Consider the following 23,740-nt stretch of genomic DNA (forward strand, 5'->3'; position numbering starts at 1 on the left):
CAGCATGGGTCGTGCAGGGCTGAATCCCGGGCTGCAACCGGCAGAGAAGAAGGTCGTCCCGAACCGTGAGTGTCGCTCCGACAGAGATCGAACGCCCCGAATCGGCCGAGGAGACGTTCGTCGTCCCCGAACCCGATGTGCCCTGGCTGACGATCGTCCACAACGACCCGGTCAACCTCATGAGTTATGTGGCGTACGTCTTCCAGACGTATTTCGGCTACTCCAAGGACAAGGCACACAAACTGATGCTCGACGTCCACCACAAGGGCCGCGCGGTCGTCTCCAGCGGCAGCCGCGAGGAGATGGAACGCGACGTGCAGGCGATGCACGGATACGGCCTCTGGGCGACCCTGACCCAGGACCGCGACTGATGGCCGGGCACTTCGAGGCCACCCCGGGCGGCGGCGCGGCCGTCGCGCTCGACGAGGTGGAGATCTCGATCCTGCGCTCCCTGGCCATGCAGCTGCTGGAGCTGATCGGCCCCGGCGACGAGCCCGCCCAGGGCGAGGACCCGCTCGCCGCGCTCTTCGCGGTCGGCCCCAGTGAACCGCCCGAGGACCCCGCGCTGGCCCGGCTCTTCCCGGACGCGTACGGCGACGGCGACGACGAACTGAAGGAGTTCTCCGCGGAGTTCCGGCGCTTCACGGAGAACGACCTGCGCGACCGCAAGCGCGCCGACGGCATCGCCGTCGTCCGCTCGCTCGACGCGCTGGGCCCCACCGGCGAGGGCGGCGCCGTCCTCAAGCTGAGCGGCGAGGAGTGCCTGCACTGGCTGGGCGCCCTCAACGACCTCCGGCTGACGATAGGCACCCGCCTGGAGGTCACGGACGAGGACGAGGGCGCCGAGCTGTACCGGCTGCCCGACTCCGACCCGCGCAAGCCGATGGTGATGGCCTACCTCTGGCTCGGCGCCCTCCAGGAGAGCCTCATCGAGACGCTGTCGGCCTGACGGCCGTATCCGGGGGGATCAGCAACCGGCCCGCCGCCGACGACGGCGCGGGCCGGCCGGCAGAAAGGGCGCATCACCATGACCTCTGCGCAGGTCGACCAGGGGCAGGACGACGGCGGCGGAACCGCTCCCCGTACCGGTGAGGACCACCCCGGCGAAGAGGGCTACGAGCGGGGACTGGGCAGCCGGCAGGTCCAGATGATCGCGATCGGCGGCGCCATCGGCGTCGGCCTCTTCATGGGCGCCGGGGCGAACATCGCCAAGGCGGGGCCCAGCATCATCCTCATGTACGCCCTCGCCGGCGTCGTGATCTTCTTCATCATGCGCGCCCTCGGCGAACTGCTCCTCTACCGCCCCGTGTCGGGCTCCTTCGCGGAGTACGCGCGGGAGTTCCTGGGCCCCTTCTCCGGGTTCGCGACGGGATGGACGTACTGGCTGATGTGGGTGGTCACCGGCATGGCCGAGCTGACCGCCGCCGCCATCTACATCCACTTCTGGTTCCCCGCGATCCCGCAGTGGGTCAGCGCGCTGGTCTTCCTCGTGGTCCTCTTCGGGGTGAACCTGATCTCGGTGAAGATCTTCGGCGAGGTCGAGTTCTGGTTCTCGATGATCAAGGTCACCGCCATCATCGGCATGATCGTGATCGGCCTCGGCGTCCTCACCCTCGGCTTCTCCGAGGCCGGCGACACCGCACGGGCCTCCAACCTCTGGGCGCACGACGGCGTCTTCCCGAACGGCGTCGGCTCCAGCCTGATGACCCTCCAGGGCGTGATGTTCGCCTACCTCGCCGTCGAACTCGTCGGCGTCACCGCGGGCGAGTCGCGGAACCCCGGGAAGACCCTCCCCAAGGCGATCAACACCCTGCCCTGGCGCATCATCGTGTTCTACGTCGGCGCGCTCTCCGTCATTCTCGCCGTCGTCCAGTGGACCGAGTTCTCCGCCGGCACCAGCCCGTTCGTCCACGCCTTCGAGAAGATGGGCATCCCCCTCGCCGCGGGCATCGTCAACTTCGTGGTCCTCACCGCCGCGCTCTCCTCCTGCAACTCCGGCATGTACTCCACCGGCCGCATGCTGCGCGGCCTCGCCGCCAACAGCGAGGCACCCAGGGCGCTCGGCCGGCTCAACTCCCGCAAGACCCCGGCGCTCGCCATCAGCGTCTCCGTCACTCTGATGGGCGTCGGCGTGATCCTCAACTACATCGTCCCGGAGAAGGCGTTCGGATACGTCACGTCCGTGGCGACCGCCGCCGCGATCTGGACGTGGCTGATGATCCTGGTCAGCCACATCCGCTACCGCCGCGCCGTCGACGCGGGCCGCCTGCCGGCGTCCCCGTTCCCGGCCCCCGGCGGGGCGGTGTTCAGCTGGGTCGCGGTCGCCTTCCTGGCGCTCGTCACCTGCCTGATCGCGTACGACAAGGACGCGCGGGTCTCCCTGTACGTCGGCGCGGTCTGGGCGGCCGGGCTCGCGGTGGGCTGGCGGCTCCTCCAGCGCCGTACGACCGGGAGCACCGGGAGCGACGCGCCCGGGTACGCCTCAGTGGCGGAGTAAGCGCCTTCCGTACGGGACCGGCCCCCGGTCTCCGTACGCGACGCGCTCCGGCCTCCGTACCCCCACCCGGTCCCGCCCTGCGCGGGGCCGGGTCCGTTTATATTTCCAGCATGCTCACCATCAGCCAGGCCCTGCACGACCAGATCGTCGCGCACGCCCGACGCGACCACCCCGACGAGGCCTGCGGCGTGGTCGCGGGCCCGGCCGGCACCGGACTCCCCGAGCGCTTCATCCCCATGCTCAACGCGGCGCGCTCGCCCACGTTCTACGAGTTCGACTCGGCCGACCTGCTCAAGCTCTACCGGGACATGGACGACCGCGACGAGGAGCCGGTGATCGTCTACCACTCCCACACGGCGACCGAGGCCTACCCGTCCCGTACCGACATCACGTACGCGAACGAGCCCGGGGCCCACTACGTGCTGGTCTCCACCGCCGACACCGACGGCCTCGGCCCCTTCCAGTTCCGCTCGTACCGCATCGTCGACGGCCAGGTCACGGAAGAGGTCGTCGAGGTCGTCGCGGAAGCCCCCGAGGGCGTCTGAGAGACTGACCGGCGAACCCGAGGCGGCAGGAACCCAGGAAGCCGGTGAGAATCCGGCGCGGTCCCGCCACTGTGACCGGGCCCCCAGGACAGACCTGGACGGCCCGGCAGCCAGGAACTGACCTGCCGCCCTTCTTCCACCAACCAGGGGACGCGGAAATCCCCTGGAGGAGGCCCAGCCGTGCATGTCGTTCCCCGGCGCCGCCGCGCGCTCACCGCCGTCGCCCTGTCCGCCGCGCTCCTCCCGCTCGCCGCCTGCGGAGGCGGTACGGACGGCAAGGACGCGGCCCGTGCGAAACCCGCCGAGGCCCGCCAGGGCTTCCCGTACACCGTCACCAACTGCGGGGTGACCACCACCTATCAGGCCCCGCCGAAGCGGGTGGTCACCATGAACCAGCACGCCACCGAGGTCATGCTCGCCCTCGGCCTCCAGAAGTCCCTGGTCGGCACCGCCTACCTGGACGACAAGATCCTTCCCGCCTACGCCAAGGCCTACGCGGACGTCCCGGTCCTCGCCAAGGAGTACCCCTCCAAGGAGAAACTTCTCGCCGCCAACCCCGACTTCGTGTACGGCGGCTACTCCAGCGCCTTCGACGCCGGGGACGGCCGCAGCCGCGACGCGCTCAAGGGATCCGGCGTCAACACCCGGCTCAACCTGGAGAACTGCACCCGGGGCAGGACCACCCTGGACGACGTCTACCAGGAAGTACGGGAAGTCGGCCGCACCTTCGGCGTCCCCGGCCGCGCCGAGAAGTGGATCGCCGGCGCGCGCGCCACCGTCGCCGACACCGCGAAGAAGCTCAAGGGCGTCGAACCGCTCTCCGTCTTCGTCTACGACAGCGGCGACAAGACCGCCTTCACCGCCGGCGGCAAGGGCATCGGCAACGAACTGATCACCCGCGCCGGAGGCCGCAACGTCTTCGCCGACCTCGACAAGTCCTTCGGCGACGCCACCTGGGAACAGGTCGTCGCCCGCAGGCCCCAGACCGTCGTCATCTACGACTACGGCTCCACCACCGTCGCCCAGAAGGAGAAGCGCCTCCTGGACGACCCCGTCCTCCGGGACGTCCCGGCGATCAAGAACAAACGATTCGCCGTCATGCCCCTCTCCGAGGTCGTCCTCGGCGTCCGCGCCCCCGGCGCCATCGCGGAACTCGCCGCGCAACTCCACCCCGAGACCGTGAAGTAAGACCCGGTGAGCGCCACCCCCTCCCCGCCCGCCCCCGGGCGGATACGCCACACCCTCGTGCTGACCGGCCTCGCCGCCGCACTCGCCACCGCCGTCGTCGCGGCCCTCGCCCTCGGCTCCGTCCGCATCCCGCCCGGCCAGGTCGTCGCCGCCCTGACCGGGCGGGCCGAGCCCAGCCCCTTCCGTACGATCGTGCTCGACGTACGGCTCCCGCGCGTCCTCCTCGGCGCGGTCGTCGGCGCCGGACTCGCCGTCGTCGGGACCGTCCTCCAGGCACTCGTACGCAACCGGCTCGCCGACCCCTTCCTCCTCGGCATCTCCTCCGGCGCGTCCACCGGCGCCGTCCTGGTCCTCGTCCTCGGCATCGGCGGCGGCGTCACCACCACCGTCGCCATGCCCGCCGCCGCCTTCGCCGGCTCCCTCGTCGCGCTCGTCCTCGTCTACGGACTCGCCCGGCGCGGCGGCGAACTGACCGGCGGCCGGCTCGTCCTCGCCGGCGTCACCGTCTCGTACATCCTCACCGCCCTCACCACCCTCGTCCTCGTCCTCTCCGCCCGCCCCGAGCACTTCCAGGAAGCCCTCTACTGGTCGATGGGCGGCCTCGGCAGCGCCCGCTGGTCCACCCTCCTGCTGCCCGGCGTCGTCCTCACCCTCGGCACCGCCGTCCTCATGGCGCTCGCCCGCCCCCTCGACCTGCTCCTCCTCGGCGAGGAGGGCGCCACCGCCCTCGGCCTGGACACCGCCCGCTTCCGCGCCGCCGTCTTCGTCCTCGCCTCCCTGGTCACCGGCGTCATGGTCGCCGCCAGCGGCGCCGTCGGCTTCGTCGGACTGCTCGTCCCGCACGCCGCCCGCATGGCCGTCGGCGCCACCCACCGCGTCCTGCTGCCCGTCGCCGCGCTCGGCGGGGCCGTCGTCCTCGTCGCCGCCGACCTCGCGGCCCGTACCGTCGCCGCCCCGCAGGACATCCCCGTCGGCGTCCTCACCGCGCTCACCGGCGGCCCGTTCTTCCTCTGGCTGATGCGCCGCCGCCCCGAAGGAGCCCCCGTATGACGAGCCCGGAAGGAGCCCCCGTATGACCGCCTCGCTGTCCCTCGAAGGACTGTCGTACGAAACGGGCGGACGCCTCCTCGTCGACCGCGCCGACCTCACCGCGGCGCCCGGCGAGACCGTCGGACTCGTCGGCCCCAACGGCAGCGGCAAGACCACCCTGCTGCGGTGCGTGTACGGGACCCTCCGCCCCAGCGCCGGCCGCGCCCTGCTCGACGGACGCGACCTCCACACGATGACCCCCAAGGAACGGGCCCGCCGCGTCGCCACCGTCCCGCAGGACGGCGGCACCGACTTCGAACTCACCGTCAGGGAGGTCGTCGCCCTGGGCCGTTCCCCCCACAAACGCTTCTGGGAGGCCGACACCGCCGCCGACACCACCCTCGCCGACGAAGCCCTCGCCCGCGTCGGGATCGCCGACCTCGCGCCGCGCGCCTTCCCCACCCTGTCCGGCGGCGAACGCCAGCGCGCCCTCGTCGCCCGCGCCCTCGTCCAGCGGCCGGCCCTCCTCGTCCTGGACGAGCCCACCAACCACCTCGACATCGGCTACCAGCTCGGCATCCTCACCCTGATCACACGGGCGGGCACCACCAACCTCCTCGCCCTGCACGATCTCAACCTCGCCGCCCACTACTGCGACCGGATCCACGTCCTCCGGGCGGGCCGGATCGTCGCCTCCGGCACCCCGCACGACGTCCTCACCCCCGCACTCCTCGACACCGTCTACGGAGTGAAGGCCGAGGTCAGCGAGCATCCGGTGACCGGCAGACCCCTGGTGGTCTACCTGCCGCCGTCCACCTGACGAGCACCATGCGTCCGCCGGACGAGACGGCCTATCGGGATGCGCGGCGGGAATCGATACGATGACCGCATGGTTCTTCCCGACGTGAGCGACAAGACGCCGAGCACCCCGCTGCTCGTGGCGCGGCTGCACGTCGACCTGTGCCGCCTCGCGAGCGCCATCTGTCCCGGCGCGTCCCCCGACGCGGCCGGCTGAGCCCGGACGCACCGGCGGCCCCGGCCGCCCCGGCCGGAACGAGCGCCTCCGCCAGGCCCGTACACCGTCCGCGTCCGCACCCCGCACCACCCCCGCCGCGCGGGGGCGCGCGCCGCGCGCCCGTACTTCCCCCGCCCGGCCCGCCCGGCCCGTTCCTCCCGCCCCGCCGTACCGACAAGGAGCCCACGTCATGGCCATCGAGGTCCGCATCCCGACCATCCTCCGCACCTACACCGACGGAGCGAAGGCCGTCGAGGGCACCGGCGACACGCTCTCGGACCTGTTCGCCGACCTCGACACCCGCCACGCCGGCATCCGCGAGCGGCTCATCGACCCGGCCGCCGGCAACCAGCTGCGCCGCTTCGTCAACGTCTACCTGAACGACGAGGACGTCCGCTTCCTGGACGGCATCTCCACCGCCCTCTCCGACGGCGACAGCGTCACCATCCTCCCCGCGGTCGCCGGCGGCGCTCCCGAGACGCACACGGCCTGATGCGCTACGAATCCCCGCTGGCCGCGGTCGGCAACACCCCTCTCGTACGGCTTCCCCGGCTGTCGCCCTCGGACGACGTCCGGATCTGGGCCAAGCTGGAGGACCGCAACCCGACCGGCTCGGTCAAGGACCGGCCCGCCCTGCACATGGTCGAGCAGGCCGAAAAGGACGGCCGGCTCACCCCGGGCTGCACGATCCTGGAGCCCACCAGCGGCAACACCGGCATCTCGCTCGCGATGGCGGCCAAGCTCAAGGGCTACCGCATCGTCTGCGTCATGCCGGAGAACACCTCCCGGGAGCGGCGCGACCTGCTCGCCATGTGGGGCGCGGAGATCATCCCGTCCCCGGCGGCGGGCGGCTCCAACACGGCCGTGAGGGTCGCGAAGGAGCTGGCGGAGAAGAACCCCGACTGGGTGATGCTCTACCAGTACGGCAACCCCGACAACGCGGGCGCCCACTACGCCACCACCGGTCCCGAGATTCTTGCCGACCTGCCGTCCGTCACCCACTTCGTGGCCGGCCTCGGCACGACGGGCACGCTGATGGGCGTCGGCCGGTTCCTGCGCGAGCACAAGCCCGACGTCAAGATCGTCGCGGCCGAGCCGCGCTACGACGACGTCGTCTACGGGCTGCGGAACCTGGACGAGGGCTTCGTACCGGAGCTGTACGACGCGTCCGTCCTCACCACCCGCTTCTCCGTCGGCTCGGCCGACGCGGTGACCCGTACCCGTGAACTCCTCCAGCAGGAGGGCATCTTCGCCGGCGTCTCCACCGGCGCCGCGCTCCACGCGGCGATCGGCGTCGGCAAGAAGGCGGTCAAGGCGGGCGAGAGCGCGGACATCGTGTTCGTCGTGGCGGACGGCGGCTGGAAGTACCTGTCGACGGGCGTGTACACGGCGGCCACGACGGAAGAGGCGATCAAAACGCTGCACGGCCAGCTGTGGGCGTGACGGGAGGGAAACCGAGCCCGTCCCGGCACCCGTCAAGCCCGTCCCGGCACCCCCCGAGCCCGTCCGGCGCTTGAGGACACCCCCCCCGTCACCCCGCCAGGTCCCGCACCCGCTCCCACAGCGCCGGATCCACCCGCGACGCGCGCCGCCGGAAGTCCTTGAGCCGTACGCTCCTCAGCTCACCCGTCTCCAGGTAGCTCCGGCGGCCCTGCGCGTCGCCCACCGTGTCCGGCGGCAGCAGGATGACCCCCGGCCCGTCGTGCTGCTTCGTCGTGATCTTCACGACCCGCGCACTGTTCCCCCGGACCGACAGGACCAGACACGGCCGGTCCTTCGACCCGGGGCCGTCCTCGAACGGCACGTTCGCCCACCAGATCTCCCCCGGGACCGGCCGCCCCGTCCGCTTCGGCGCACGGCCGGGCCGCCCCGGCGGCCTGGTCCTGCCCCCCGGCCCGCTCCTGCCGCCCGGGCGGGGGCTGCGGCCCCAGCCGTCCACCACCGAGGCGACCAGCGCGAGCGCCACCACGACGACCAGAACGATCCACCACGTCGTATTCATGACGCCGAAGGTATCGCCCCGCCGAAGGGATCGCGCCGAACCGGCGATCCATCCGAACCGGTGACAGAGCAGGTGAGTTCGCCCACAGACGACCGGTGTGGAGGAGCGACCGGCCCTTTCGCGCCTTACGCTCGAAGACCGAACGACCCCCGTCCACGCAACGGAGGTTCACGCTCCATGAAGCTCACCGTCGTCGGCTGCTCGGGCTCCTTTCCCTCGGTGGGATCGGCCTGCTCCAGCTACCTCGTAGAGGCCGACGGCTTCCGGTTGCTCCTCGACATGGGCAACGGCGCCCTGGGCGAGCTGCAACGCCATGTCGGTCTGTACGACCTCGACGCCATCTTCCTCAGCCATCTCCACGCGGACCACTGCATAGACATGTGCGGGTACTTCGTCGCCCGCTACTACCGCTTCGACGGCGGGCGCTGCGGCGCCCTGCCGGTGTACGGCCCCGAAGGCACCGAACAGCGACTCACCACGGCGTACGCGGACACCCCGACGGACAAGTCCATGAGTGAGGTCTTCGACTTCCAGACCCTCAAGCCGGGCTCCTTCGACATCGGCCCCTTCCAGGTACGTACGGAGAAGGTCGCGCACCCCGTCGACACCTTCGGCGTGCGCGTCGAGCACGCCGGCCGCTCGCTCACCTACTCGGGAGACACCGGCGTGTGCGAACCGCTGGTCGAGCTGGCCGAGGACACGGACCTGTTCCTGTGCGAGGCGGCGTTCACGTACGGCAAGGAAGACATCCCCGGCCTGCACCTCAACGGCCGCGAGGCCGGCGCCCACGCCGCCCGCGCCCGGGCGCGGCGGCTGGTGCTCACCCACATCCCGCCGTGGACGGACGCCGAGCGGAACCTGGCGGACGCGCGGGCGGTGTACGACGGCCCGGCCGAACTGGCCGTACCAGGAGCGGTGTACGAGCTCTGACACCCGCCGTCCGACGACACGTCGAAGCCCCCGCCCCTCCGAGGAGGGACGGGGGCTTCACTCGGTGGTCCTCCACGCCTTCGTGAGGTCGTCGGCACGCGAAGAGGGAGCTACCGTGCGTTACCGTGACAGAACGGAACCGTGATGCGGCGCTCCAGAGCGGGAGAAGACATGGCCACCAAGGCGGAGAAGATCGTCGCCGGGCTCGGCGGGCTCGAGAACATCGAAGAGGTCGAGGGCCGCGCCACCCGCCTCCGTACCGAGGTCGTGGACCCCTCCCTCGTGGACGAGAAGGCGCTCAAGGCCGCCGGGGCCCACGGCGTCGTCAAGAGGGGCACGGCGGTCCAGGTGGTCATCGGCACGGACGCGGACCCCGTCGCGGCGGACATCGAAGACATGATGTGACGGCGGCCTGATCGCGCGGCCGGCCCGAGCGCTCGCCGGCGCCCGTACGCGCACCCATGGGAACCGGCCTCTACGCCCACCACCGGAACGGGCCCCTCACCCATCCCCGCTAGGCTCATGGCCATGTCTCGCATCGACGGCCGCACCCCCGAACAGCTCCGCCCCGTCACCATCGAACGCGGATGGAGCAAGCACGCCGAGGGCTCCGTCCTCGTCTCCTTCGGCGACACCAAAGTCCTCTGCACCGCCTCCTTCACCGAAGGCGTCCCCCGCTGGCGCAAGGGCAGCGGGGAAGGCTGGGTCACCGGCGAGTACTCGATGCTGCCCCGCGCCACCAACACCCGCGGCGACCGCGAATCCGTACGCGGCAAGATCGGCGGCCGTACGCACGAGATCAGCCGGCTCATCGGCCGCTCGCTGCGCGCCGTGATCGACTACAAGGCGCTCGGCGAGAACACGATCGTCCTCGACTGCGACGTCCTCCAGGCCGACGGCGGCACCCGCACCGCCGCCATCACCGGCGCGTACGTCGCCCTCGCCGACGCCGTCGCGTGGGCCCAGGGCAAGAAGATCGTCAAGGCGGGACGCAAGCCGCTCGTCGGCACGGTCGCGGCGGTCAGCGTCGGCATCGTGGACGGCACGCCGCTGCTCGACCTCCGGTACGAGGAGGACGTCCGCGCCGACACCGACATGAACGTCGTCTGCACCGGCGACGGCCGCTTCGTCGAGATCCAGGGCACGGCGGAGGCGGAGCCGTTCGACCGCAAGGAACTCAACACGCTCCTCGACCTGGCGACGGCCGGCTGCGCGGACCTCGCGACGATCCAGCGGGCGGCGCTGGAGGGAACGCTCTAGGGCGTGTCCGCGAAGTGGGGTCGTCCGCCCGGAGGGCGGGGCTCGCGGTGTCTGGTGCGTGCGATCGCAAGGCGGAGGACTCACCCCGTACTGGATGTACGGGGTGGGTCCGACAACGCCGCGAGCGCGCGTGCCAGGCGCCGCGAGCCAGACCCCACTTCGCGGACACGCCCTAGGGGGCGCCGCCGGGTAAAGGCGCAACCAAGGATCACCCCCGGGCGTCTTCAGGCGCATGGGCACGGCCCGTACCGTACGCCCGTGCGGTACGGGCAGAACCGTACGCCCGTCCGCGTCAGACCACTTGTCCCCGGGGGGATCCGAGATGGGCCCGCGCCACCGCCGTACCGCACTCGCCGCAGCAGCCACGATGCTCACCCTCAGCGCGGTGGCCGGATGCGGCGCACTCGACAAGGCGGTGGACTGCGTCCAGACCGCCGAGGCCATCAGCGACAGCGTCGGCAACCTCCAGCAGGCGATATCCGACGCGGGTGACGACCCGCTGAAGATCGACGACGCGCTGAGCGGCATCAACAACGAACTCGACAACCTCAACGACAGGACGGACAACGCCGACCTGAGCAAGGCGGTCGACCAGCTGTCCGACGGCGTGGCCAACGTCCGTACGGCGGTCAAGGACGGCGACAACAGCCCCGACCTCACGCCGATCACGGACGCGGCGACGGAGATAGGCAAGATCTGCACGCCGTGAAGCGGTCGCTGACGCGCTCGCCGACGTGCTCATCACTGCACCGATACTGAGGACATGACGCGCCTCATCCTCGCCACCCGCAACGCCGGGAAGCTCACCGAACTCAAGGCCATCCTCGCCGACGCGGGCCTGCCCCACGACCTCGTCGGCGCGGACGCCTACCCCGACATCCCGGACGTCAAGGAAACCGGCGTCACCTTCGCCGAGAACGCCCTGCTCAAGGCCCACGCCCTGGCCGACGCCACCGGCCTCCCGGCGGTCGCCGACGACTCCGGCCTGTGCGTGGACGTCCTGGGGGGCGCGCCCGGCATCTTCTCGGCCCGCTGGTCGGGCACCCACGGCGACGACTCCGCGAACCTGGCGCTGCTCCTGGCCCAGCTCGCCGACATCGCGCCCCCGCACCGCGGGGCCCACTTCGCGTGCGCGGCGGCCCTGGCGCTGCCCGACGGCACGGAACGCGTGGTGGAGGGCCGCCTCCTGGGCACCCTCCGCACGACCCCCTCGGGCACGAACGGCTTCGGCTACGACCCGATCCTTCAGCCGGAGGGCGACACGAGGACGTGCGCGGAGCTGTCTCCCCAGGAGAAGAACGCGATCAGCCACCGGGGGAAGGCGTTCCGCGCGCTGGTACCGGCGGTACGGGAGCTGCTGGCCTGACGTACGGCGAGGGCGCGGAACCATGTCGGGTCCCGCGCCCTCGCGCGAGGTGGGCCCGGTGGGACTCGAACCCACGACATACCGGACCTAAACCGGCACCCTCATAGCCAGCTGGGGCACGGGCCCATCGTCTACAGCATACTGTGCCCTGCCTATCGCGCTAGCCGCCTCCCTCTAGGGCGTCCTGCGTCGCGCACCTCCCCGGCACCACGTGGCGGTGGCGGCATGGCAGTTGGGACACAGCAGCCGGAGGTTGTCCCGGCGGTTGTCGCTCCAGTCCCCGTTGATGTGGTCGACCTCCAATGTCATCGGCTTTCCGAACCACTCAGGCCCCGTTCCGCACAGCACGCACTGCTCGGCGACCCCGATCTGGCGCAGGCAGCGACGCAGGATCTTCGTTTTGCTGCGTCGTCCGTCCTCTCGCTTCACGAGGACGTGTTCGGCGGACATCACCGGAGTGGGTCCGGGCTTGCCACGCTGGTGTGCCTGCCCCAGGAAATGAGATGTGTCGATCCCGTGCGCTGCTACCGATTCGCGGAAGAGGAGACGCTGCCGAGTGGAGTCGGGCCGTCCCAAGGCTCGTAGCGCGGCAGCGATGGAGACCGAGCGGCTGACGGCCTGCTGCAACACAGGCTTCTCCGGTAGGGCTGCCACGGTAGACCTTCGTCTTTTTCCCGGGAAGTGCGAGACGTCGATGTCGAAGTGCTCGAATCTCTTGTAGAGGTGCCGACGCAGGTTTGCGTACGGTTTGGTGCCGAGCAGTGAGATCGCTTGATCAATGTCGCTGCTGAGCGCCGCCACCTCGGCCAGCCGTTCTCGTGTGTACCGGGTTCCTGCGGCCATCAGTTGCCACCGCCGGAACTGGCGGCGGCTCTCCGCGTGCTGCGGGATCTCCTGGGCCTGCGGTAAGTATCGGTCGAGGAATGGCAGTTGGGGCACAAGATCCGCAGATTCTCGACGCGGTTGTCGCGCCAGTCGCCGTTGATGTGGTCCACCTCCAGGGGGAGGGGGCAACCGCGCCAGGTGGAACCGCAGTCGCAGAGCGCGCACTTCTCCTCCCGCCCCAGGTCGACCAGCGCCCGCTTGAGCAGTGAGCTGGGCGTGCGGCGGGCGTGCGCCTCGTCCGTGACGACCAGGATCTCCTCGGCCGACCGGCGGTTGCGGTTCATGCGCATCCGCGCGGTGCGCACCTGCGGCGTGAAGTGGGACGTGTCGATGCCCAGGGATTTCACCCGGCGGCTGATGTGCGTGTGCTGCCCGCCGACCACCTCGACCCCGAGGCGTCGGAGCACCTCGCACATGCTGGTCGACGCCGCGACGGCCGATTCGAGTGTCGCGCGGGACCAGCGGAGTCCTTCGCGCTCGAAGTGCGAGGTCTCGATGCCCAGTTCTTTCATCCGCTCGGCTATGTACCGCCGTTTCGCCGGCTTCTGGTCCACGCCCAGCTTCGTCAGCGCTTCCGACATCGTCCGGGATGAGCGCGCCGCCTCCGCGAGGCGTTCTCGTGTGTAGGGGCTCGGTGGCATGGATTCCGTCCCTCCGGTCCGGGTGTGTGTTCGTTCTCCGTACGGGACAACGAACCGGATATCGGATGGTTACGTCCGATAAACGGAGCGGGGGTTGTCACTTTTTTGGGAGGGCGAGGGGGAGGGGAGGGGGAGCGTCGGGGTCAGGTGTTCGCGCCCCGGGGGCTTCCCTGGGCGGCCTCCACGATTGCCTCGATTCCGTCCAGCAGCGGTCGCAGGCCGAACTCCAGCACGGCGTCCAGGTCCAGGTCGTAGCCGTCGCCCAGGCCCGTGATGACGCGGGTCACGACCGGGAAGCGCGGTGACGTGAGGATCCGGGTCATCGCCGCCGCCTGGCCGTCCAGCCACTCGTCCTCCGTCAGGCCCGTGGACGCCGCCGCCTGCGCCTCGCGCTCCAGGTTGACCGCGAGGCCCTGGACGTAGCCGTACAGCAGCACGTGCAGGTCGAACATCGTCACCGGATCCAGGCCGTGGCCGTCCAGCGCGCCCAGCATCCACTCGGCGTGGACCATCAGGTTCGGCAGCATCAAGGGGCGGGACAGAGGGTGGAGTTGGGCCAGCCACGGATGCTTGCGGTAGAGCCGCCACAGCGTGCGCGTGCCCAGTTCCACCCGCGCCCGCCAGTCGCCCGGGAACGCGGCCGCGTCCGGATACTCCGCCTCTCCGAACGCCGCGTCCGCCATCAGCAGGACCAGGTCCTCCTTGCTGTCGACGTACCGGTACGGGGACATCGCGGCCACCCCCAGCCGCGCCGCGACCCCGCGCATGGAGAGCGCCGCCAGCCCCTCCGCGTCCGCGATCTCCACGGCCGCCGCGACGACCCGTTCCCGGGTGAGGAGTTCGGGGGGCGAGGGGAGGCTGCGGCCCGTCGTTTTCAGGGGGCGTGCCTCGCGCGGCTCCTCCGCCGGTCCCGCCACCACCGTCCCCACGCGCGGGCGCGGCTCCACCAGCCCCTCCCTCTCCAGCCTCGCCAGCGCCTTCGTCGCGGTGGCCGGCGCCACGCCCCACTCCCGCGCGATCTGCCGGGTCGACGGCACCCGGTCACCGGGGGCGAGTTCGCCCTCCGCGACGCGCCGCCGGATGGCCGCCACGATCCGCAGGTACGGAGGGGGAGGTGGTGGTGACTGCGCGGACCGGGTGGTTCTGGGCATCGACGTCGTCTCCTCGGATCCTCGGATCGGATTATTTTTCGCGCGCCTTCGCTCCTGTACTAGGGCAGCCGCCCGCTGGAGCCATGTCCCGCCGCGCCGCCGTTTCCGGACCCTGGCCTAGTACAGCACCGCCAATCTACCCGTTGGCAGCACTGTTCGTACGCCGTACATTCAGACGCGTACGCCGTACGAAAGGGGCTCCCGCATGAAGACCGTACTGATCTCCGGCGCCGGCATCGCCGGCTCCGCGCTCGCCCACCGCCTCCGCCGGCGCGGCTTCGCGCCCACCGTCGTCGAGCGCGCCTCCGCGCCCCGGCGCGGTGGTCAGGCGATCGACATCCGGGGGGTCGCCCTCGACGTCGTCCGGCGGATGGGGCTGCTGGAGCGGGCGCGCGGACTCCGTACCCGTATCCGGGGCATGTCCGTCCTCGACGCCGACGGGAACGAGGTCCACCGCTCCACCGAAGTCGCCCACAGCAGCGGCCGGTTGGACGGCGACGACCTCGAACTCCTCCTGGAGGACCTGGTGTCGCTGCTCCACGAACACACCCGCGACGGGGTCACGTACCTCTTCGGCGACACCGTCACCGCGCTCACCGAGCAACCGGACGGCGTGCGCGCCGACTTCGCGCACGCGCCCTCCCGCGTCTTCGACCTGGTCGTGGGGGCGGACGGGCTGCATTCGACGGTACGGCGGCTGGTCTTCGGCTCGGAGGAGCGGTACGCGCACCACCTGGGCACGTACCTCTCCGTCTTCGGCGCCGACAACTTCCTCGGCCTCGACCAGTGGCAGGTGTGGCTCCAGGACGGGGACAACGGCTTCGGCGTCATGCCCGTGCGGGACAACACCGAGCTGCGGATCGCCTTCGGCTTCCGCTCGGAGCCCCTCGCCGGCGGCCGGGACGGGCGGGACGGCGATCGGGACGGCCAGGAGCGCCGGGACCCCGAGCGCTTCCGGAAGATCGTCGTCGACCGGCTCGCGGGCCTGCGCTGGGAGGCGGCGGAAAGACTCGCGAAGGCCGCCGCCACCGCGCCCGACTTCTACTGCGACGCGATGGCCCAGATCCGGATGGACCGCTGGTCGCGCGGGAGGGTCGTGCTGCTGGGCGACGCCGGGTACTGCGCGTCGCCGCTCTCCGGCCAGGGCACCAGCCTGGCCCTGGTCGGCGCCCATGTGCTCGCCGAGGAGCTGGCCCGGACGGGCGAAGGCGACGGCAGCCACGAGGGCGCCTTCTCCCGGTACGAGGACCGCATGCGGCCCTTCGTCACGCTCAACCAGGCCCTGGCCACGGAGAACCCCGGCGGCCCCGCCCCCGAGGAGTCCGTCGCCCGCGCCAAGAACGCGATCTCGCTCTAGCGCGCACCCGAAGCGGCCGGGACACCTCAGGAGGAGGGACCCCGGCCACAGCACGCGTCCAGGGGCGCGGGGCCGGACGGCGATCAGTCGCGGATCAGATGCCCAGATCCTTGATGATCTTGGCCACATGCCCCGTCGCCCGGACGTTGTAGAGCGCCTGCTCCACCTTGCCGTCCTCGTCCACGATGATCGTCGACCGGATCACGCCGGTCACGGTCTTGCCGTACGTCGTCTTCTCGCCGTAGGCGCCGTACGCCGTCAGAACGTCCTTCTCGGGGTCCGCGACCAGCGTGACCCGCAGGTTCTCCTTCTCCCGGAACTTCGCCAGCTTCTCCGGCTTGTCCGGCGACACGCCGATGACGTCGTAACCGGCGCCCGCCAGCAGGTCGAGATTGTCGGTGAAGTCGCAGGCCTGCTTGGTGCAGCCGGTGGTCATGGCCGCCGGGTAGAAGTACACGATGACCTTGCGGCCCTTGTGGTCACCGAGGGAGACGTCGTTGCCGTCCGCGTCGGGCAGGGTGAAGGCGGGGGCGGTGTCGCCGGGCTGAAGTCGCTCACTCATGGTTCTGGTTCTCCTCGGTGGAGGTGGGGGTATCGCCGGATCTCGGGGTACACGCGGTCAGGCGGCACGGAGGTCCCAGGCGTACGGAGGTACGTTGCCGAGGGTAATGCGGCCGGGCCCGATAGGGGGTGCCGCCGGGTGCGCGGGCCGCTGAACTGACAGACTGTCGAGCGGTACGGACAGAAGTACTGACGAAGGATTACCGGACACGACGACGGAGGCAGCGCGGTGTCGGATTCCAGGACCCCGGCGCAGATCGAGGCGGACATCATCCGCCGGCGCGGGCAGCTCGCCGAGACGCTCGACGAGATCGGGGTGCGGGTGCACCCGAAGACGATCGTCGGCGACGCGAAGGCCAAGGTGGCCTCCAGTGTGGACCAGACGGCCGGACGGGCGTTCGTGGCCGTGAACAGGGCGGTCGCGGGTCTGCGGGCGCAGTTCGTCGGCATGGACGGCGCTCCCCGGCTGGAGCGGGTGGTGCCGGTGGCGCTGCTCGCGGTGGGGATCGTGGGGCTGTACGCGATGTCGGCGCGCCGCCGCCGCGGGTGACCTGACCCGGGAGGGGCGCGGCGGCCGCCGCGCCCCTGGGGCGGGGGCCGGCCGCGCGGGCGGGTAGGTTCTGGGGCGTGAGTGAGAACACCGACGACAAGCTGCCCATCCGCATGCTCCACGACCGGGTCCTGGTGAGCACGGACATCGCGGAGGGCGAGCGGCGCTCCTCCGGCGGCATCCTGATTCCCGCGACGGCCGCGGTCGGCCGGCGGCTGGCCTGGGCCGAGGTGGTCGCGGTGGGGCAGAGCGTACGGACGGTGAAGCCGGGGGACCGGGTGCTGTACGACCCCGAGGACCGCGGCGAGGTCGAGGTGCGCGGGGTGGCGTACGTCCTGATGCGGGAGCGCGACCTGCACGCGGTGGCGGCGGACCGCTTCGAGGGTTCCGAGGACTCGACCGGGCTGTATCTGTAGCCGAGAGGCGTGCCCGGCCGGTCGCGCGGCGGGGGCCGCTGCCCAGGGCGTGTCCGCGAAGTGGCGTCCGGCCCGCGGACGCGCCCAGGACACCCGCTAGCGCCCCGCCCCCGGCAGCGGTGGTACGTCTCCCGTTCCGCCGGTCCCCCCGTCCTCCCCGCCCGTCGTCCCGCCGTTCGTGCCGCCCCCCGGGCCGCCGCCGGTGTCGCCGCCCGTTCCTCCGTCGCCCGTACCGCCGCCGGAGTCCTGGCCCCCGGTTCCGTCGCCGCCCGTTCCCGTACCGCCGGTGTCGGTGCCGCCGTCCGTGCCGCCGGCCGCCGTGCCGTCGGTCGGTCCCTGGGTGGTGGGGCCGCCGCCGCTGGGCGTGCCGGTCGTCCCGCCCTGGTCCTGGCCCGGCGGCGGGCTCTGGTCCTGGGACGGGCCGTCCGTGCCGCCCTGCGTGTCGGGGGACTGCGACTCCTCCGGGCCGGTCGGTTCGTCCGAGGTCCGCGGGTCGGGTGACGCGCTCTGCGCGCCGTCCTCCAGTCGCAGGTCGAAGGCCTTGACGGGGGTGCCCTTGAGGGCCGCCGCGGTGTACTGGCCCCAGATCTGCGCCGGCGGGCCGCCGCCGTTGACGCGCGCGAGGCCCAGCGCCCCGTACAGCGGTTTCTGCTTCGCGGTCCCGGGGTCCGCGCCCATGACGGAGACGACGGTCGCGAGGTTCGGGGTGTAGCCGGCGAACCAGGCGGCCTTGTCGTTCTCCGCCGTGCCCGTCTTGCCCGCGGCGGGGCGGCCCGCGGCCTGGGCGGCGGTGCCGGTGCCGCTGTCGACGACGCTGCGCAGCATGGACGTGGTGGTGTCGGCGGCCTCGCGGCTGATCGCGCGCTTCGGGGTCCGGTCGGGCAGCCGGACGGCCGCCCCGTTCTTGCTGACCTTGTCGACCAGCGTGTACGTACCGTGCTGGCCGTGGTTGGCGAGGGTCGCGTACGCCTCCGCCATGTCCAGGACGCTCGCGGTGGCCGGGCCGAGCGCGATGGAGGGGGACGCGGTCAGGTCGGGGGTGGTGGCGGGGAGGCCGAGGGAGACGGCGGTCTTCTTGACCGTGGCGGGGCCGACGTCCTGCGCCATCTGCGCGTAGACCGCGTTGACGGACTTGTCGGTGGCGGTCCTGACGGTGATGGGGCCGTAGTCGACGTCGTCCTCGTTGGCGGGGGCGTAGCCGGTGGGTCCGTCGGGGCCCTCGACCATCCGCTTGTTGTCGCCGTCGTAGACGGTGTTGGGGGTGATGGTCTCGCCGTCCTGGGTCTCGGAGCCGTTCTGGACGGCGGAGGCGAAGACGAAGGGCTTGAAGGTGGAGCCGACCTGGTAGTCGCGGCGGGTCGCGTTGTTGACGTACTGCTTGGTGTAGTCGATCCCGCCGTACATCGCGACGACCTTGCCGGTGGCCGGGTCGACGGAGGCGCCGCCGACGCGCACGTTCTTGTCGGCCGCCCGGCCGGGGTCGAGCTTGGAGGTGACCTGGTCCTTGACGGCCTGGGTGAAGGCGTCCTGCTTGCCGCGCTGGAGGGTGGTGGTGATCCGGTAGCCGCCGGTGGCGAGGGTCTTCTCGTCGATGATGTGGTTCGTGATCAGGTAGTCCTTGACGGCCTGGACGATGTAGCCGCGCTGCCCCGAGAGGCCGGCGGCGGTGTTCTTGATCGGCCCGGGCGTGCGGAACTTCGTCGCGGCGCGGTCGGCGGGGCTCAGCCACCCCTCCTTGACCATGCCGTCGAGGACGTAGTTCCAGCGGGCGAGGGCGGCCGGCTTGTTCTCGGGGTGGGCGACGACGTCGAACTCGCTGGGGGCGTTGAGCAGTGACGCCAGGTAGGCGCCCTCGGCGGTGGTGACGTCCTCGATGTCCTTGCCGTAGTACGCCTGGGCGGCGGCCTGGATGCCGTAGGCGTTGCGCCCGAAGTAGCTGGTGTTGAGGTAGCCCTCGAGGATCTGTTCCTTGCTCTCCTCGCGGTTGAGCTTGATCGCGATGAAGAACTCCTTGGCCTTGCGGGTGACGGTCTGTTCCTGGCCGAGGTAGTAGTTCTTGACGTACTGCTGGGTGATGGTGGAGCCGCCCTGGGTGCCCTTGCCGGTCGCGGTGTTCCACGCGGCGCGGACCATGCCCTGGGGGTCGACGGCGGGCTCGTTGTAGAAGCCGCGGTCCTCGGCGGCGAGCACGGCCCGCTGTACGGTCTTCGGCACCTGCGCCAGCTGGACGTTCTCGCGGTTGACGTCGCCGTCCCGGGCGAGCGGGGTGCCGTCCGCGTACAGGTAGACGTTGGACTGGGCGGTCGCGGCGGCGTTGGCGGCCGGGATGTGGACGTAGTGGTAGCCCGCGAGGAAGCCGCCGACGACGAGCAGCGCGAGGAAGAGGAACGTACCGAGCAGCACGCGCCAGGTGGGGAAGAGGCGCCGCCAGCCGGTGCGCTTGGGACGCCCGGCCTTCTTGCCCTTCTTCCCCGGCCCGGCCGGTGGCGTGGCCGTGGGGTCCCGTGGGGCCCAGCTCTGCTGCTGTGGCTCGTCGCTCATGTGGATGAAGACTCCTCGGCGGGCGCCGGCGGTTCACTGTCCGGCATAACGGTGTCGTATCAGGCCATTCGTCGCGGAGCCCCAAGAAACGCTGCGCTCATCCATGAAACACGTCCGCGCGGGGAAACGGATCAGGGCGGTTTGTGTGGATTGCCACTTCTGCGGCCGTACGGGTATCGGGCGGCCGGGCCGAATATCGGTCGCGCCGGGCCGGGGCCGGGGGCTAGGGTCGGGCGTTTTGGAGAGGGAGGCTGTCGTGCGGCTCTACGCCGTGGTGGCCGCGGGCGGGTTCCGGCGCTATGCCACGTACCGGGTCGCCACGTTCGCGGGGATCTTCGCCAACACCGTGTTCGGCTTCATTCTCGCGTACACGTACCTCGCGCTCTGGGACGAGCGGCCGGGCCTCGGCGGATACGACCAGGCGCAGGCGCTCACCTATGTGTGGCTCGGCCAGGCGCTCCTGATGACCTGCGCCATGCTGGGCGGCAGCTTCCAGGACGAGCTGATCGAACGGATCCGTACCGGCGACGTCGCCGTCGACCTCTACCGGCCCGCCGACCTCCAGCTGTGGTGGCTGGCGGGTGACCTGGGGCGGGCGGCCTTCCATCTGCTGGGCCGGGGGATCGTGCCGATGGTGCTCGGCGCCCTGGCCTTCGATCTGGCGCTGCCGTCGCATCCGCTGGTCTGGGCGGCCTTCCTGCTCGCCGTGCTGCTCGCGGTCGTGGTGAGCTTCGCGATCCGCTATCTGGTGGCGCTGAGCGCGTTCTGGCTGATGGACGGTGCGGGGGTGGGGCAGATGGCGATGCTGGTCGGGATGTTCTTCTCGGGGCAGCTCCTGCCGCTGACCCTCTTCCCGGGGGCGCTCGGCGCGGTGGCGCGGGCGCTGCCCTGGTCGTCGATGCTCCAGATCCCGGTGGACGTCCTGCTCGGCAAGCGCACGGGGTGGGGGCTGGTGGAGGCGTACGCGTTCCAGGCGGGGTGGGCGGTGGCGCTGCTGGCGCTGGGGCGGCTGCTCCAGGGCGTGGCGACGCGGAGGGTGGTGGTGCAGGGTGGCTGAGGATCTGCGGGTTTCCGGCGAGCCGCGGGTTTCCGGGGAGCGGTGGATTCCGCGGGGGTCGTGGCAGGTCCGGCTGGGCGGCGGGCTGCGGGCGTACGGGCTGATCGTGGCGATGTGGGTACGGTCCACGATGGCGTACCGCGCGTCCTTCGCCATGACCACGATCGGGTCGTTCACCGCGTGCGCCCTGGACTTCATGGCGATCCTGCTGATGTTCTCCCACGTCGATTCCCTGGGCGGGTACGCGCTCACGGAGGTCGCCTTCCTGTACGGCACGTCGAGCACGGCCTTCGGGACGGCCGATCTCCTCATCGGTTCGATGGACCGGCTGGGCCGCCGGGTGCGCGACGGGACGCTCGACTCCCTGCTGGTGCGGCCGGTCCCGATCCTCGCGCAGGTGGCGGCGGACCGGTTCGCGCTGCGCAGGCTGGGGCGGATCCTCCAGGGCGGGCTGGTGCTGGGGTACGCGCTGGTCGCGCTGGACCTGGACTGGACGCCCGTGCGGGTGCTGATGGTCCCGGTGATGATCGTGAGCGGGACGGCGATCTTCGCGGCGGTGTTCGTGGCGGGGGCCGCGTTCCAGTTCTGGGCGCAGGACGCGGCCGAGGTGCAGAACGCGTTCACGTACGGCGGGACGACCCTCCTCCAGTACCCGCCGTCGCTGTTCGCGAAGGACCTGGTGCGCGGGGTGACCTTCGTGGTGCCGCTGGCCTTCGTCAACTGGTTCCCGGCGCTGTACGTGCTGGGGCGCGAGGTCCCGCTGGGGCTGCCGGAGGTGGTGGTGTTCCTGCCTCCGGTGGTGGCGGGGGTGTGCTGCGCGGCGGCGGGGCTGGCGTGGCGGGCGGGGTTGCGGTCGTACCGCAGTACGGGCAGTTAGCGAAGCGAGAAGGACCGAGAGCGGCCGAGAGGAATCGAGAGCGGCCGAGAAGGACCGAGAAGGACCGAGAAGGACCGAGAAGGACAGGGAAGGGGCTGGACCGGTGGGCGACGACGCGGATTTCATCGTGCTGGACGGGATCGAGAAGGTCTTCGACGTCCGGCGCAAGGTGGGCCGCTTCCGCAGGGAGAAGCAGCAGGTCCGGGCGGTGGACGGGATCAGCTTCCGGGTGCCGCGCGGCGAGATGGTCGGCTACATCGGCCCCAACGGCGCCGGCAAGTCCACCACCATCAAGATGCTCACCGGCATCCTGACGCCGAGCGGGGGCCGGCTGCGGGTCGCGGGCATCGACCCGTCCCGGGAGCGTACGCGCCTGGCGCAGCGCATCGGAGTCGTCTTCGGGCAGCGCACCACCCTGTGGTGGGACCTGCCGCTGATCGACTCGTACCGTCTGATGCACCGCATGTACCGCGTCCCGGACGCGCGGTACGAGGCGAATCTGGCGCGCTGCGTCGAACTCCTCGATCTCGGGGCGCTGTTGAACGTACCGGTACGGCAACTCTCGCTCGGCCAGCGGATGCGCGGCGACATCGCGGCGGCCCTGCTGCACGACCCCGAGGTGCTCTACCTGGACGAGCCGACGATCGGTCTCGACGTGATCTCCAAGGCGAAGGTCCGTGACTTCCTGCGGCAGTTGAACGCGGAACGCGGGACGACGGTGCTGCTCACGACCCACGACCTCACCGACATCGAGCAGTTGTGCAAGCGGGTGATGGTGATCGACCGCGGCAGGCTGCTGTACGACGGGGCGCTGGCCGGTCTGCACGAGGTGGGCGAGAGCGAGCGGACGCTGGTGGTCGACCTGGAGCGCGAACTCCCGCCGGTGGAGGTGGTGGGGGCGCGGGTGGTGAGGGTGGAGGGCCCGCGCCAGTGGCTGGCGTTCCCGGCGGCGGCTTCGGCGGCGCCGCTGGTGGCGCGGATCGCGGCGGAGTACCCGCTGGTGGACCTGTCGGTGCGGGAGCCGGACATCGAGACGGTGATCGCGAAGATGTACGCGGAGAGGCCGGAGGCGGAGGACGCCGCTGCCGACGAGGTGGCGGGTCGAACAGTTGACCGTACGGGCGGTGAAGGTTCGAAGCTCCCGCACTAGGCTGGTTCCATGACGAGCGAGCAGCCAGAGACGCGTGCTTCCGACGCCGAGCGGGAGCGGGTCGCCGAGCGCTTGCGTGAGGCCATGGCCGAAGGCCGCCTCGACATGGACGAGTTCGAGGAACGCCTCGGGGTCGCGCTCCAGGCCCGTACCCATGGCGAGTTGGCGCCACTGGTACGGGACCTCCCCGCCCCGGGGACGACGGCCGATCTGGTGTCCGGTGCCCGGTCCGCCGCCGGGTCCGCCCCGGTGTCCGGCGCCGACGCCGGCTGGGCGGACCGGGTCGGCGGCGGTCAGCCGACGTCCACCGGCGGGTTCGCGTTCTGGAGCGGCTTCAGCCGCAAGGGGACGTGGACGGTCGGCCGTACGTTCACGGGCGCCGTGTTCCAGGCGGGCGGCGAGATCGACCTGCGCGAGGCCCGGTTCACGGACCGGGACGTGGTGATCCGCTGCGTGGCGGTCATGGGCGGGATCGACGTGATCGTGCCCCCGGGGATGCACGTCCAGGTCAACGGCTTCGGTTTCATGGGCGGGTTCGACCAGGTGGGCGGCGGCGAGGTGGATCCGGGGGCGCCGCGCGTGGTGGTCACCGGGTTCGCGCTGATGGGCGGGGTCGGCGTGAAGCGCAAGCTGAGGGAGGCGGACCGGCTCCGTCTCAAGGAGGAGCGCAAGAGGCTCAAGCTGGAGAAGAAGGCGGAGCGCAAACAGCTCTGATCCGGAGC

At 71.2% G+C, this 23,740-nt stretch carries 28 protein-coding genes, 1 tRNA gene and 1 riboswitch; of the genes, 22 read left to right on the forward strand and 7 right to left on the reverse strand.

Annotated features, from left to right (window positions below; translation table 11 throughout):
• Positions 1 to 65 precede the first annotated feature (65 nt).
• From clpS to ACIODU_RS12180, 10 genes are all read left to right on the forward strand, one after another.
• Positions 66 to 371, forward strand: a complete 306-nt coding sequence (gene clpS / locus ACIODU_RS12135; protein ID WP_327236438.1) for an ATP-dependent Clp protease adapter ClpS — start codon at positions 66 to 68, stop codon at positions 369 to 371.
• Entirely contained in the window at positions 371 to 949 is a 579-nt protein-coding gene (locus tag ACIODU_RS12140) for a DUF2017 domain-containing protein (RefSeq protein ID WP_356428691.1), read from the forward strand. The genes clpS and ACIODU_RS12140 overlap by 1 nt, the downstream gene beginning before the upstream one ends.
• 78 nt (positions 950 to 1,027) lie before the next feature.
• Positions 1,028 to 2,497: an amino acid permease gene (locus ACIODU_RS12145; protein ID WP_401766881.1), complete on the forward strand. Its 1,470-nt coding sequence runs from the start codon at positions 1,028 to 1,030 to the stop codon at positions 2,495 to 2,497.
• 110 nt (positions 2,498 to 2,607) lie between these two features.
• The gene (locus tag ACIODU_RS12150) at positions 2,608 to 3,042 is read left to right on the forward strand and encodes a Mov34/MPN/PAD-1 family protein (RefSeq protein ID WP_401766884.1); all 435 of its coding nucleotides are present in this window, start codon (positions 2,608 to 2,610) and stop codon (positions 3,040 to 3,042) included.
• A 34-nt stretch (positions 3,043 to 3,076) separates the two neighbouring features.
• A riboswitch (cobalamin riboswitch) is annotated at positions 3,077 to 3,162 on the forward strand.
• A gap of 60 nt (positions 3,163 to 3,222) precedes the next feature.
• The gene (locus ACIODU_RS12155; protein ID WP_401766886.1) at positions 3,223 to 4,230 is read left to right on the forward strand and encodes an ABC transporter substrate-binding protein; all 1,008 of its coding nucleotides are present in this window, start codon (positions 3,223 to 3,225) and stop codon (positions 4,228 to 4,230) included.
• Between the two features lie 6 nt (positions 4,231 to 4,236).
• Complete coding sequence (locus ACIODU_RS12160; RefSeq protein WP_356428686.1) at positions 4,237 to 5,280, forward strand: iron ABC transporter permease; 1,044 nt, start codon at positions 4,237 to 4,239, stop codon at positions 5,278 to 5,280.
• Positions 5,281 to 5,302: 22 nt separating this feature from the next.
• Entirely contained in the window at positions 5,303 to 6,079 is a 777-nt protein-coding gene (locus ACIODU_RS12165; protein WP_356428683.1) for an ABC transporter ATP-binding protein, read from the forward strand.
• A 69-nt stretch (positions 6,080 to 6,148) separates the two neighbouring features.
• Entirely contained in the window at positions 6,149 to 6,274 is a 126-nt protein-coding gene (locus ACIODU_RS12170; protein ID WP_356428680.1) for a putative leader peptide, read from the forward strand.
• A gap of 190 nt (positions 6,275 to 6,464) precedes the next feature.
• Positions 6,465 to 6,767 carry a MoaD/ThiS family protein gene (locus tag ACIODU_RS12175; RefSeq protein ID WP_356428677.1) on the forward strand — a complete coding sequence of 101 codons (303 nt, stop codon included), beginning with the start codon at positions 6,465 to 6,467 and terminating at the stop codon, positions 6,765 to 6,767.
• Positions 6,767 to 7,717, forward strand: coding sequence for a cysteine synthase (locus ACIODU_RS12180; RefSeq protein WP_356428674.1), 951 nt, complete (start codon positions 6,767 to 6,769; stop codon positions 7,715 to 7,717). The genes ACIODU_RS12175 and ACIODU_RS12180 overlap by 1 nt, the downstream gene beginning before the upstream one ends.
• An 88-nt stretch (positions 7,718 to 7,805) precedes the next feature.
• Here the strand turns inward: ACIODU_RS12180 and ACIODU_RS12185 are convergent, their stop codons facing one another.
• Complete coding sequence (locus ACIODU_RS12185; RefSeq protein WP_401766891.1) at positions 7,806 to 8,276, reverse strand: type II toxin-antitoxin system PemK/MazF family toxin; 471 nt, start codon at positions 8,274 to 8,276, stop codon at positions 7,806 to 7,808.
• A gap of 177 nt (positions 8,277 to 8,453) precedes the next feature.
• Between ACIODU_RS12185 and ACIODU_RS12190 the strand changes: the two genes are divergently transcribed.
• The 5 genes from ACIODU_RS12190 to rdgB all read left to right on the forward strand — a co-directional run bounded on the left by ACIODU_RS12190 (position 8,454) and on the right by rdgB (position 11,832).
• Complete coding sequence (locus tag ACIODU_RS12190; protein WP_401766894.1) at positions 8,454 to 9,206, forward strand: MBL fold metallo-hydrolase; 753 nt, start codon at positions 8,454 to 8,456, stop codon at positions 9,204 to 9,206.
• A 171-nt stretch (positions 9,207 to 9,377) separates the two neighbouring features.
• Complete coding sequence (locus ACIODU_RS12195; protein WP_356428667.1) at positions 9,378 to 9,611, forward strand: PTS glucose/sucrose transporter subunit IIB; 234 nt, start codon at positions 9,378 to 9,380, stop codon at positions 9,609 to 9,611.
• A 123-nt stretch (positions 9,612 to 9,734) separates the two neighbouring features.
• On the forward strand, positions 9,735 to 10,466 hold the full coding sequence (rph, locus tag ACIODU_RS12200) for a ribonuclease PH (RefSeq protein ID WP_356428664.1): 732 nt from the start codon (positions 9,735 to 9,737) through the stop codon (positions 10,464 to 10,466).
• 322 nt (positions 10,467 to 10,788) lie between these two features.
• Positions 10,789 to 11,175, forward strand: a complete 387-nt coding sequence (locus ACIODU_RS12205; RefSeq protein WP_401766898.1) for a hypothetical protein — start codon at positions 10,789 to 10,791, stop codon at positions 11,173 to 11,175.
• A gap of 54 nt (positions 11,176 to 11,229) precedes the next feature.
• Positions 11,230 to 11,832, forward strand: coding sequence for an RdgB/HAM1 family non-canonical purine NTP pyrophosphatase (gene rdgB, locus ACIODU_RS12210; RefSeq protein WP_356426005.1), 603 nt, complete (start codon positions 11,230 to 11,232; stop codon positions 11,830 to 11,832).
• A 50-nt stretch (positions 11,833 to 11,882) separates the two neighbouring features.
• On the opposite strand, the gene ACIODU_RS12215 is transcribed toward rdgB, so the two are convergent.
• The 4 genes from ACIODU_RS12215 to ACIODU_RS12230 all read right to left on the reverse strand — a co-directional run bounded on the left by ACIODU_RS12215 (position 11,883) and on the right by ACIODU_RS12230 (position 14,509).
• Positions 11,883 to 11,958: transfer RNA gene (locus ACIODU_RS12215), tRNA-Leu, on the reverse strand.
• A 48-nt stretch (positions 11,959 to 12,006) separates the two neighbouring features.
• Positions 12,007 to 12,675 (reverse strand): HNH endonuclease signature motif containing protein, encoded by a 669-nt coding sequence (locus ACIODU_RS12220; RefSeq protein ID WP_401766901.1) that lies wholly within the window; start codon positions 12,673 to 12,675, stop codon positions 12,007 to 12,009.
• Positions 12,675 to 13,358 (reverse strand): HNH endonuclease signature motif containing protein, encoded by a 684-nt coding sequence (locus ACIODU_RS12225; protein ID WP_401766904.1) that lies wholly within the window; start codon positions 13,356 to 13,358, stop codon positions 12,675 to 12,677. Before ACIODU_RS12225 ends, ACIODU_RS12220 begins: the two co-directional genes overlap by 1 nt.
• 143 nt (positions 13,359 to 13,501) lie before the next feature.
• The gene (locus ACIODU_RS12230) at positions 13,502 to 14,509 is read right to left on the reverse strand and encodes a GntR family transcriptional regulator (RefSeq protein WP_401766907.1); all 1,008 of its coding nucleotides are present in this window, start codon (positions 14,507 to 14,509) and stop codon (positions 13,502 to 13,504) included.
• A gap of 205 nt (positions 14,510 to 14,714) precedes the next feature.
• Between ACIODU_RS12230 and ACIODU_RS12235 the strand changes: the two genes are divergently transcribed.
• Entirely contained in the window at positions 14,715 to 15,866 is a 1,152-nt protein-coding gene (locus tag ACIODU_RS12235; RefSeq protein ID WP_401766910.1) for an FAD-dependent monooxygenase, read from the forward strand.
• Between the two features lie 94 nt (positions 15,867 to 15,960).
• Here the strand turns inward: ACIODU_RS12235 and bcp are convergent, their stop codons facing one another.
• On the reverse strand, positions 15,961 to 16,428 hold the full coding sequence (gene bcp / locus ACIODU_RS12240; RefSeq protein WP_356426020.1) for a thioredoxin-dependent thiol peroxidase: 468 nt from the start codon (positions 16,426 to 16,428) through the stop codon (positions 15,961 to 15,963).
• A gap of 228 nt (positions 16,429 to 16,656) precedes the next feature.
• On the opposite strand from bcp, the gene ACIODU_RS12245 reads away from it, so the two are divergent.
• Together ACIODU_RS12245 and ACIODU_RS12250 are read left to right on the forward strand one after the other, a co-directional pair.
• Entirely contained in the window at positions 16,657 to 16,977 is a 321-nt protein-coding gene (locus ACIODU_RS12245) for a DUF3618 domain-containing protein (protein WP_356426023.1), read from the forward strand.
• A 113-nt stretch (positions 16,978 to 17,090) separates the two neighbouring features.
• Positions 17,091 to 17,393, forward strand: a complete 303-nt coding sequence (locus ACIODU_RS12250) for a co-chaperone GroES (RefSeq protein ID WP_161309485.1) — start codon at positions 17,091 to 17,093, stop codon at positions 17,391 to 17,393.
• 96 nt (positions 17,394 to 17,489) lie between these two features.
• Here the strand turns inward: ACIODU_RS12250 and ACIODU_RS12255 are convergent, their stop codons facing one another.
• Complete coding sequence (locus tag ACIODU_RS12255) at positions 17,490 to 19,934, reverse strand: transglycosylase domain-containing protein (protein ID WP_401766915.1); 2,445 nt, start codon at positions 19,932 to 19,934, stop codon at positions 17,490 to 17,492.
• Positions 19,935 to 20,190: 256 nt separating this feature from the next.
• Here ACIODU_RS12255 and ACIODU_RS12260 point away from each other — a divergent pair, with 256 nt between their 5' ends.
• The 4 genes from ACIODU_RS12260 to ACIODU_RS12275 all read left to right on the forward strand — a co-directional run bounded on the left by ACIODU_RS12260 (position 20,191) and on the right by ACIODU_RS12275 (position 23,732).
• The gene (locus tag ACIODU_RS12260) at positions 20,191 to 20,991 is read left to right on the forward strand and encodes an ABC transporter permease (RefSeq protein ID WP_401766918.1); all 801 of its coding nucleotides are present in this window, start codon (positions 20,191 to 20,193) and stop codon (positions 20,989 to 20,991) included.
• Positions 20,992 to 21,037: 46 nt separating this feature from the next.
• Positions 21,038 to 21,868, forward strand: coding sequence for an ABC transporter permease (locus ACIODU_RS12265; RefSeq protein WP_401767342.1), 831 nt, complete (start codon positions 21,038 to 21,040; stop codon positions 21,866 to 21,868).
• A gap of 103 nt (positions 21,869 to 21,971) precedes the next feature.
• Positions 21,972 to 23,018, forward strand: a complete 1,047-nt coding sequence (locus tag ACIODU_RS12270) for an ATP-binding cassette domain-containing protein (RefSeq protein WP_401766921.1) — start codon at positions 21,972 to 21,974, stop codon at positions 23,016 to 23,018.
• Positions 23,019 to 23,027: 9 nt separating this feature from the next.
• The gene (locus ACIODU_RS12275) at positions 23,028 to 23,732 is read left to right on the forward strand and encodes a DUF1707 domain-containing protein (protein WP_356426033.1); all 705 of its coding nucleotides are present in this window, start codon (positions 23,028 to 23,030) and stop codon (positions 23,730 to 23,732) included.
• Positions 23,733 to 23,740: the final 8 nt, after the last annotated feature.

The sequence above is a fragment of the Streptomyces sp. NPDC088261 genome (assembly GCF_044740805.1).
Taxonomy (GTDB): domain Bacteria; phylum Actinomycetota; class Actinomycetes; order Streptomycetales; family Streptomycetaceae; genus Streptomyces.

Coding starts and splice junctions, on each gene's coding strand:
- ACIODU_RS12150 (WP_401766884.1), top strand. CDS start 2,608: ATGCTCACCATCAGCCAGGCCCTGCACGACCAGATCGTCGCGCACGCC.
- ACIODU_RS12205 (WP_401766898.1), top strand. CDS start 10,789: ATGGGCCCGCGCCACCGCCGTACCGCACTCGCCGCAGCAGCCACGATG.
- ACIODU_RS12255 (WP_401766915.1), bottom strand. CDS start 19,934: ATGAGCGACGAGCCACAGCAGCAGAGCTGGGCCCCACGGGACCCCACG.
- ACIODU_RS12225 (WP_401766904.1), bottom strand. CDS start 13,358: ATGCCACCGAGCCCCTACACACGAGAACGCCTCGCGGAGGCGGCGCGC.
- ACIODU_RS12220 (WP_401766901.1), bottom strand. CDS start 12,675: ATGGCCGCAGGAACCCGGTACACACGAGAACGGCTGGCCGAGGTGGCG.
- ACIODU_RS12175 (WP_356428677.1), top strand. CDS start 6,465: ATGGCCATCGAGGTCCGCATCCCGACCATCCTCCGCACCTACACCGAC.
- ACIODU_RS12250 (WP_161309485.1), top strand. CDS start 17,091: ATGCTCCACGACCGGGTCCTGGTGAGCACGGACATCGCGGAGGGCGAG.
- ACIODU_RS12185 (WP_401766891.1), bottom strand. CDS start 8,276: ATGAATACGACGTGGTGGATCGTTCTGGTCGTCGTGGTGGCGCTCGCG.
- ACIODU_RS12170 (WP_356428680.1), top strand. CDS start 6,149: ATGGTTCTTCCCGACGTGAGCGACAAGACGCCGAGCACCCCGCTGCTC.
- ACIODU_RS12275 (WP_356426033.1), top strand. CDS start 23,028: ATGACGAGCGAGCAGCCAGAGACGCGTGCTTCCGACGCCGAGCGGGAG.
- bcp (WP_356426020.1), bottom strand. CDS start 16,428: ATGAGTGAGCGACTTCAGCCCGGCGACACCGCCCCCGCCTTCACCCTG.
- rph (WP_356428664.1), top strand. CDS start 9,735: ATGTCTCGCATCGACGGCCGCACCCCCGAACAGCTCCGCCCCGTCACC.
- ACIODU_RS12230 (WP_401766907.1), bottom strand. CDS start 14,509: ATGCCCAGAACCACCCGGTCCGCGCAGTCACCACCACCTCCCCCTCCG.
- ACIODU_RS12145 (WP_401766881.1), top strand. CDS start 1,028: ATGACCTCTGCGCAGGTCGACCAGGGGCAGGACGACGGCGGCGGAACC.
- rdgB (WP_356426005.1), top strand. CDS start 11,230: ATGACGCGCCTCATCCTCGCCACCCGCAACGCCGGGAAGCTCACCGAA.
- ACIODU_RS12235 (WP_401766910.1), top strand. CDS start 14,715: ATGAAGACCGTACTGATCTCCGGCGCCGGCATCGCCGGCTCCGCGCTC.
- ACIODU_RS12195 (WP_356428667.1), top strand. CDS start 9,378: ATGGCCACCAAGGCGGAGAAGATCGTCGCCGGGCTCGGCGGGCTCGAG.
- ACIODU_RS12140 (WP_356428691.1), top strand. CDS start 371: ATGGCCGGGCACTTCGAGGCCACCCCGGGCGGCGGCGCGGCCGTCGCG.
- ACIODU_RS12165 (WP_356428683.1), top strand. CDS start 5,303: ATGACCGCCTCGCTGTCCCTCGAAGGACTGTCGTACGAAACGGGCGGA.
- ACIODU_RS12180 (WP_356428674.1), top strand. CDS start 6,767: ATGCGCTACGAATCCCCGCTGGCCGCGGTCGGCAACACCCCTCTCGTA.
- ACIODU_RS12190 (WP_401766894.1), top strand. CDS start 8,454: ATGAAGCTCACCGTCGTCGGCTGCTCGGGCTCCTTTCCCTCGGTGGGA.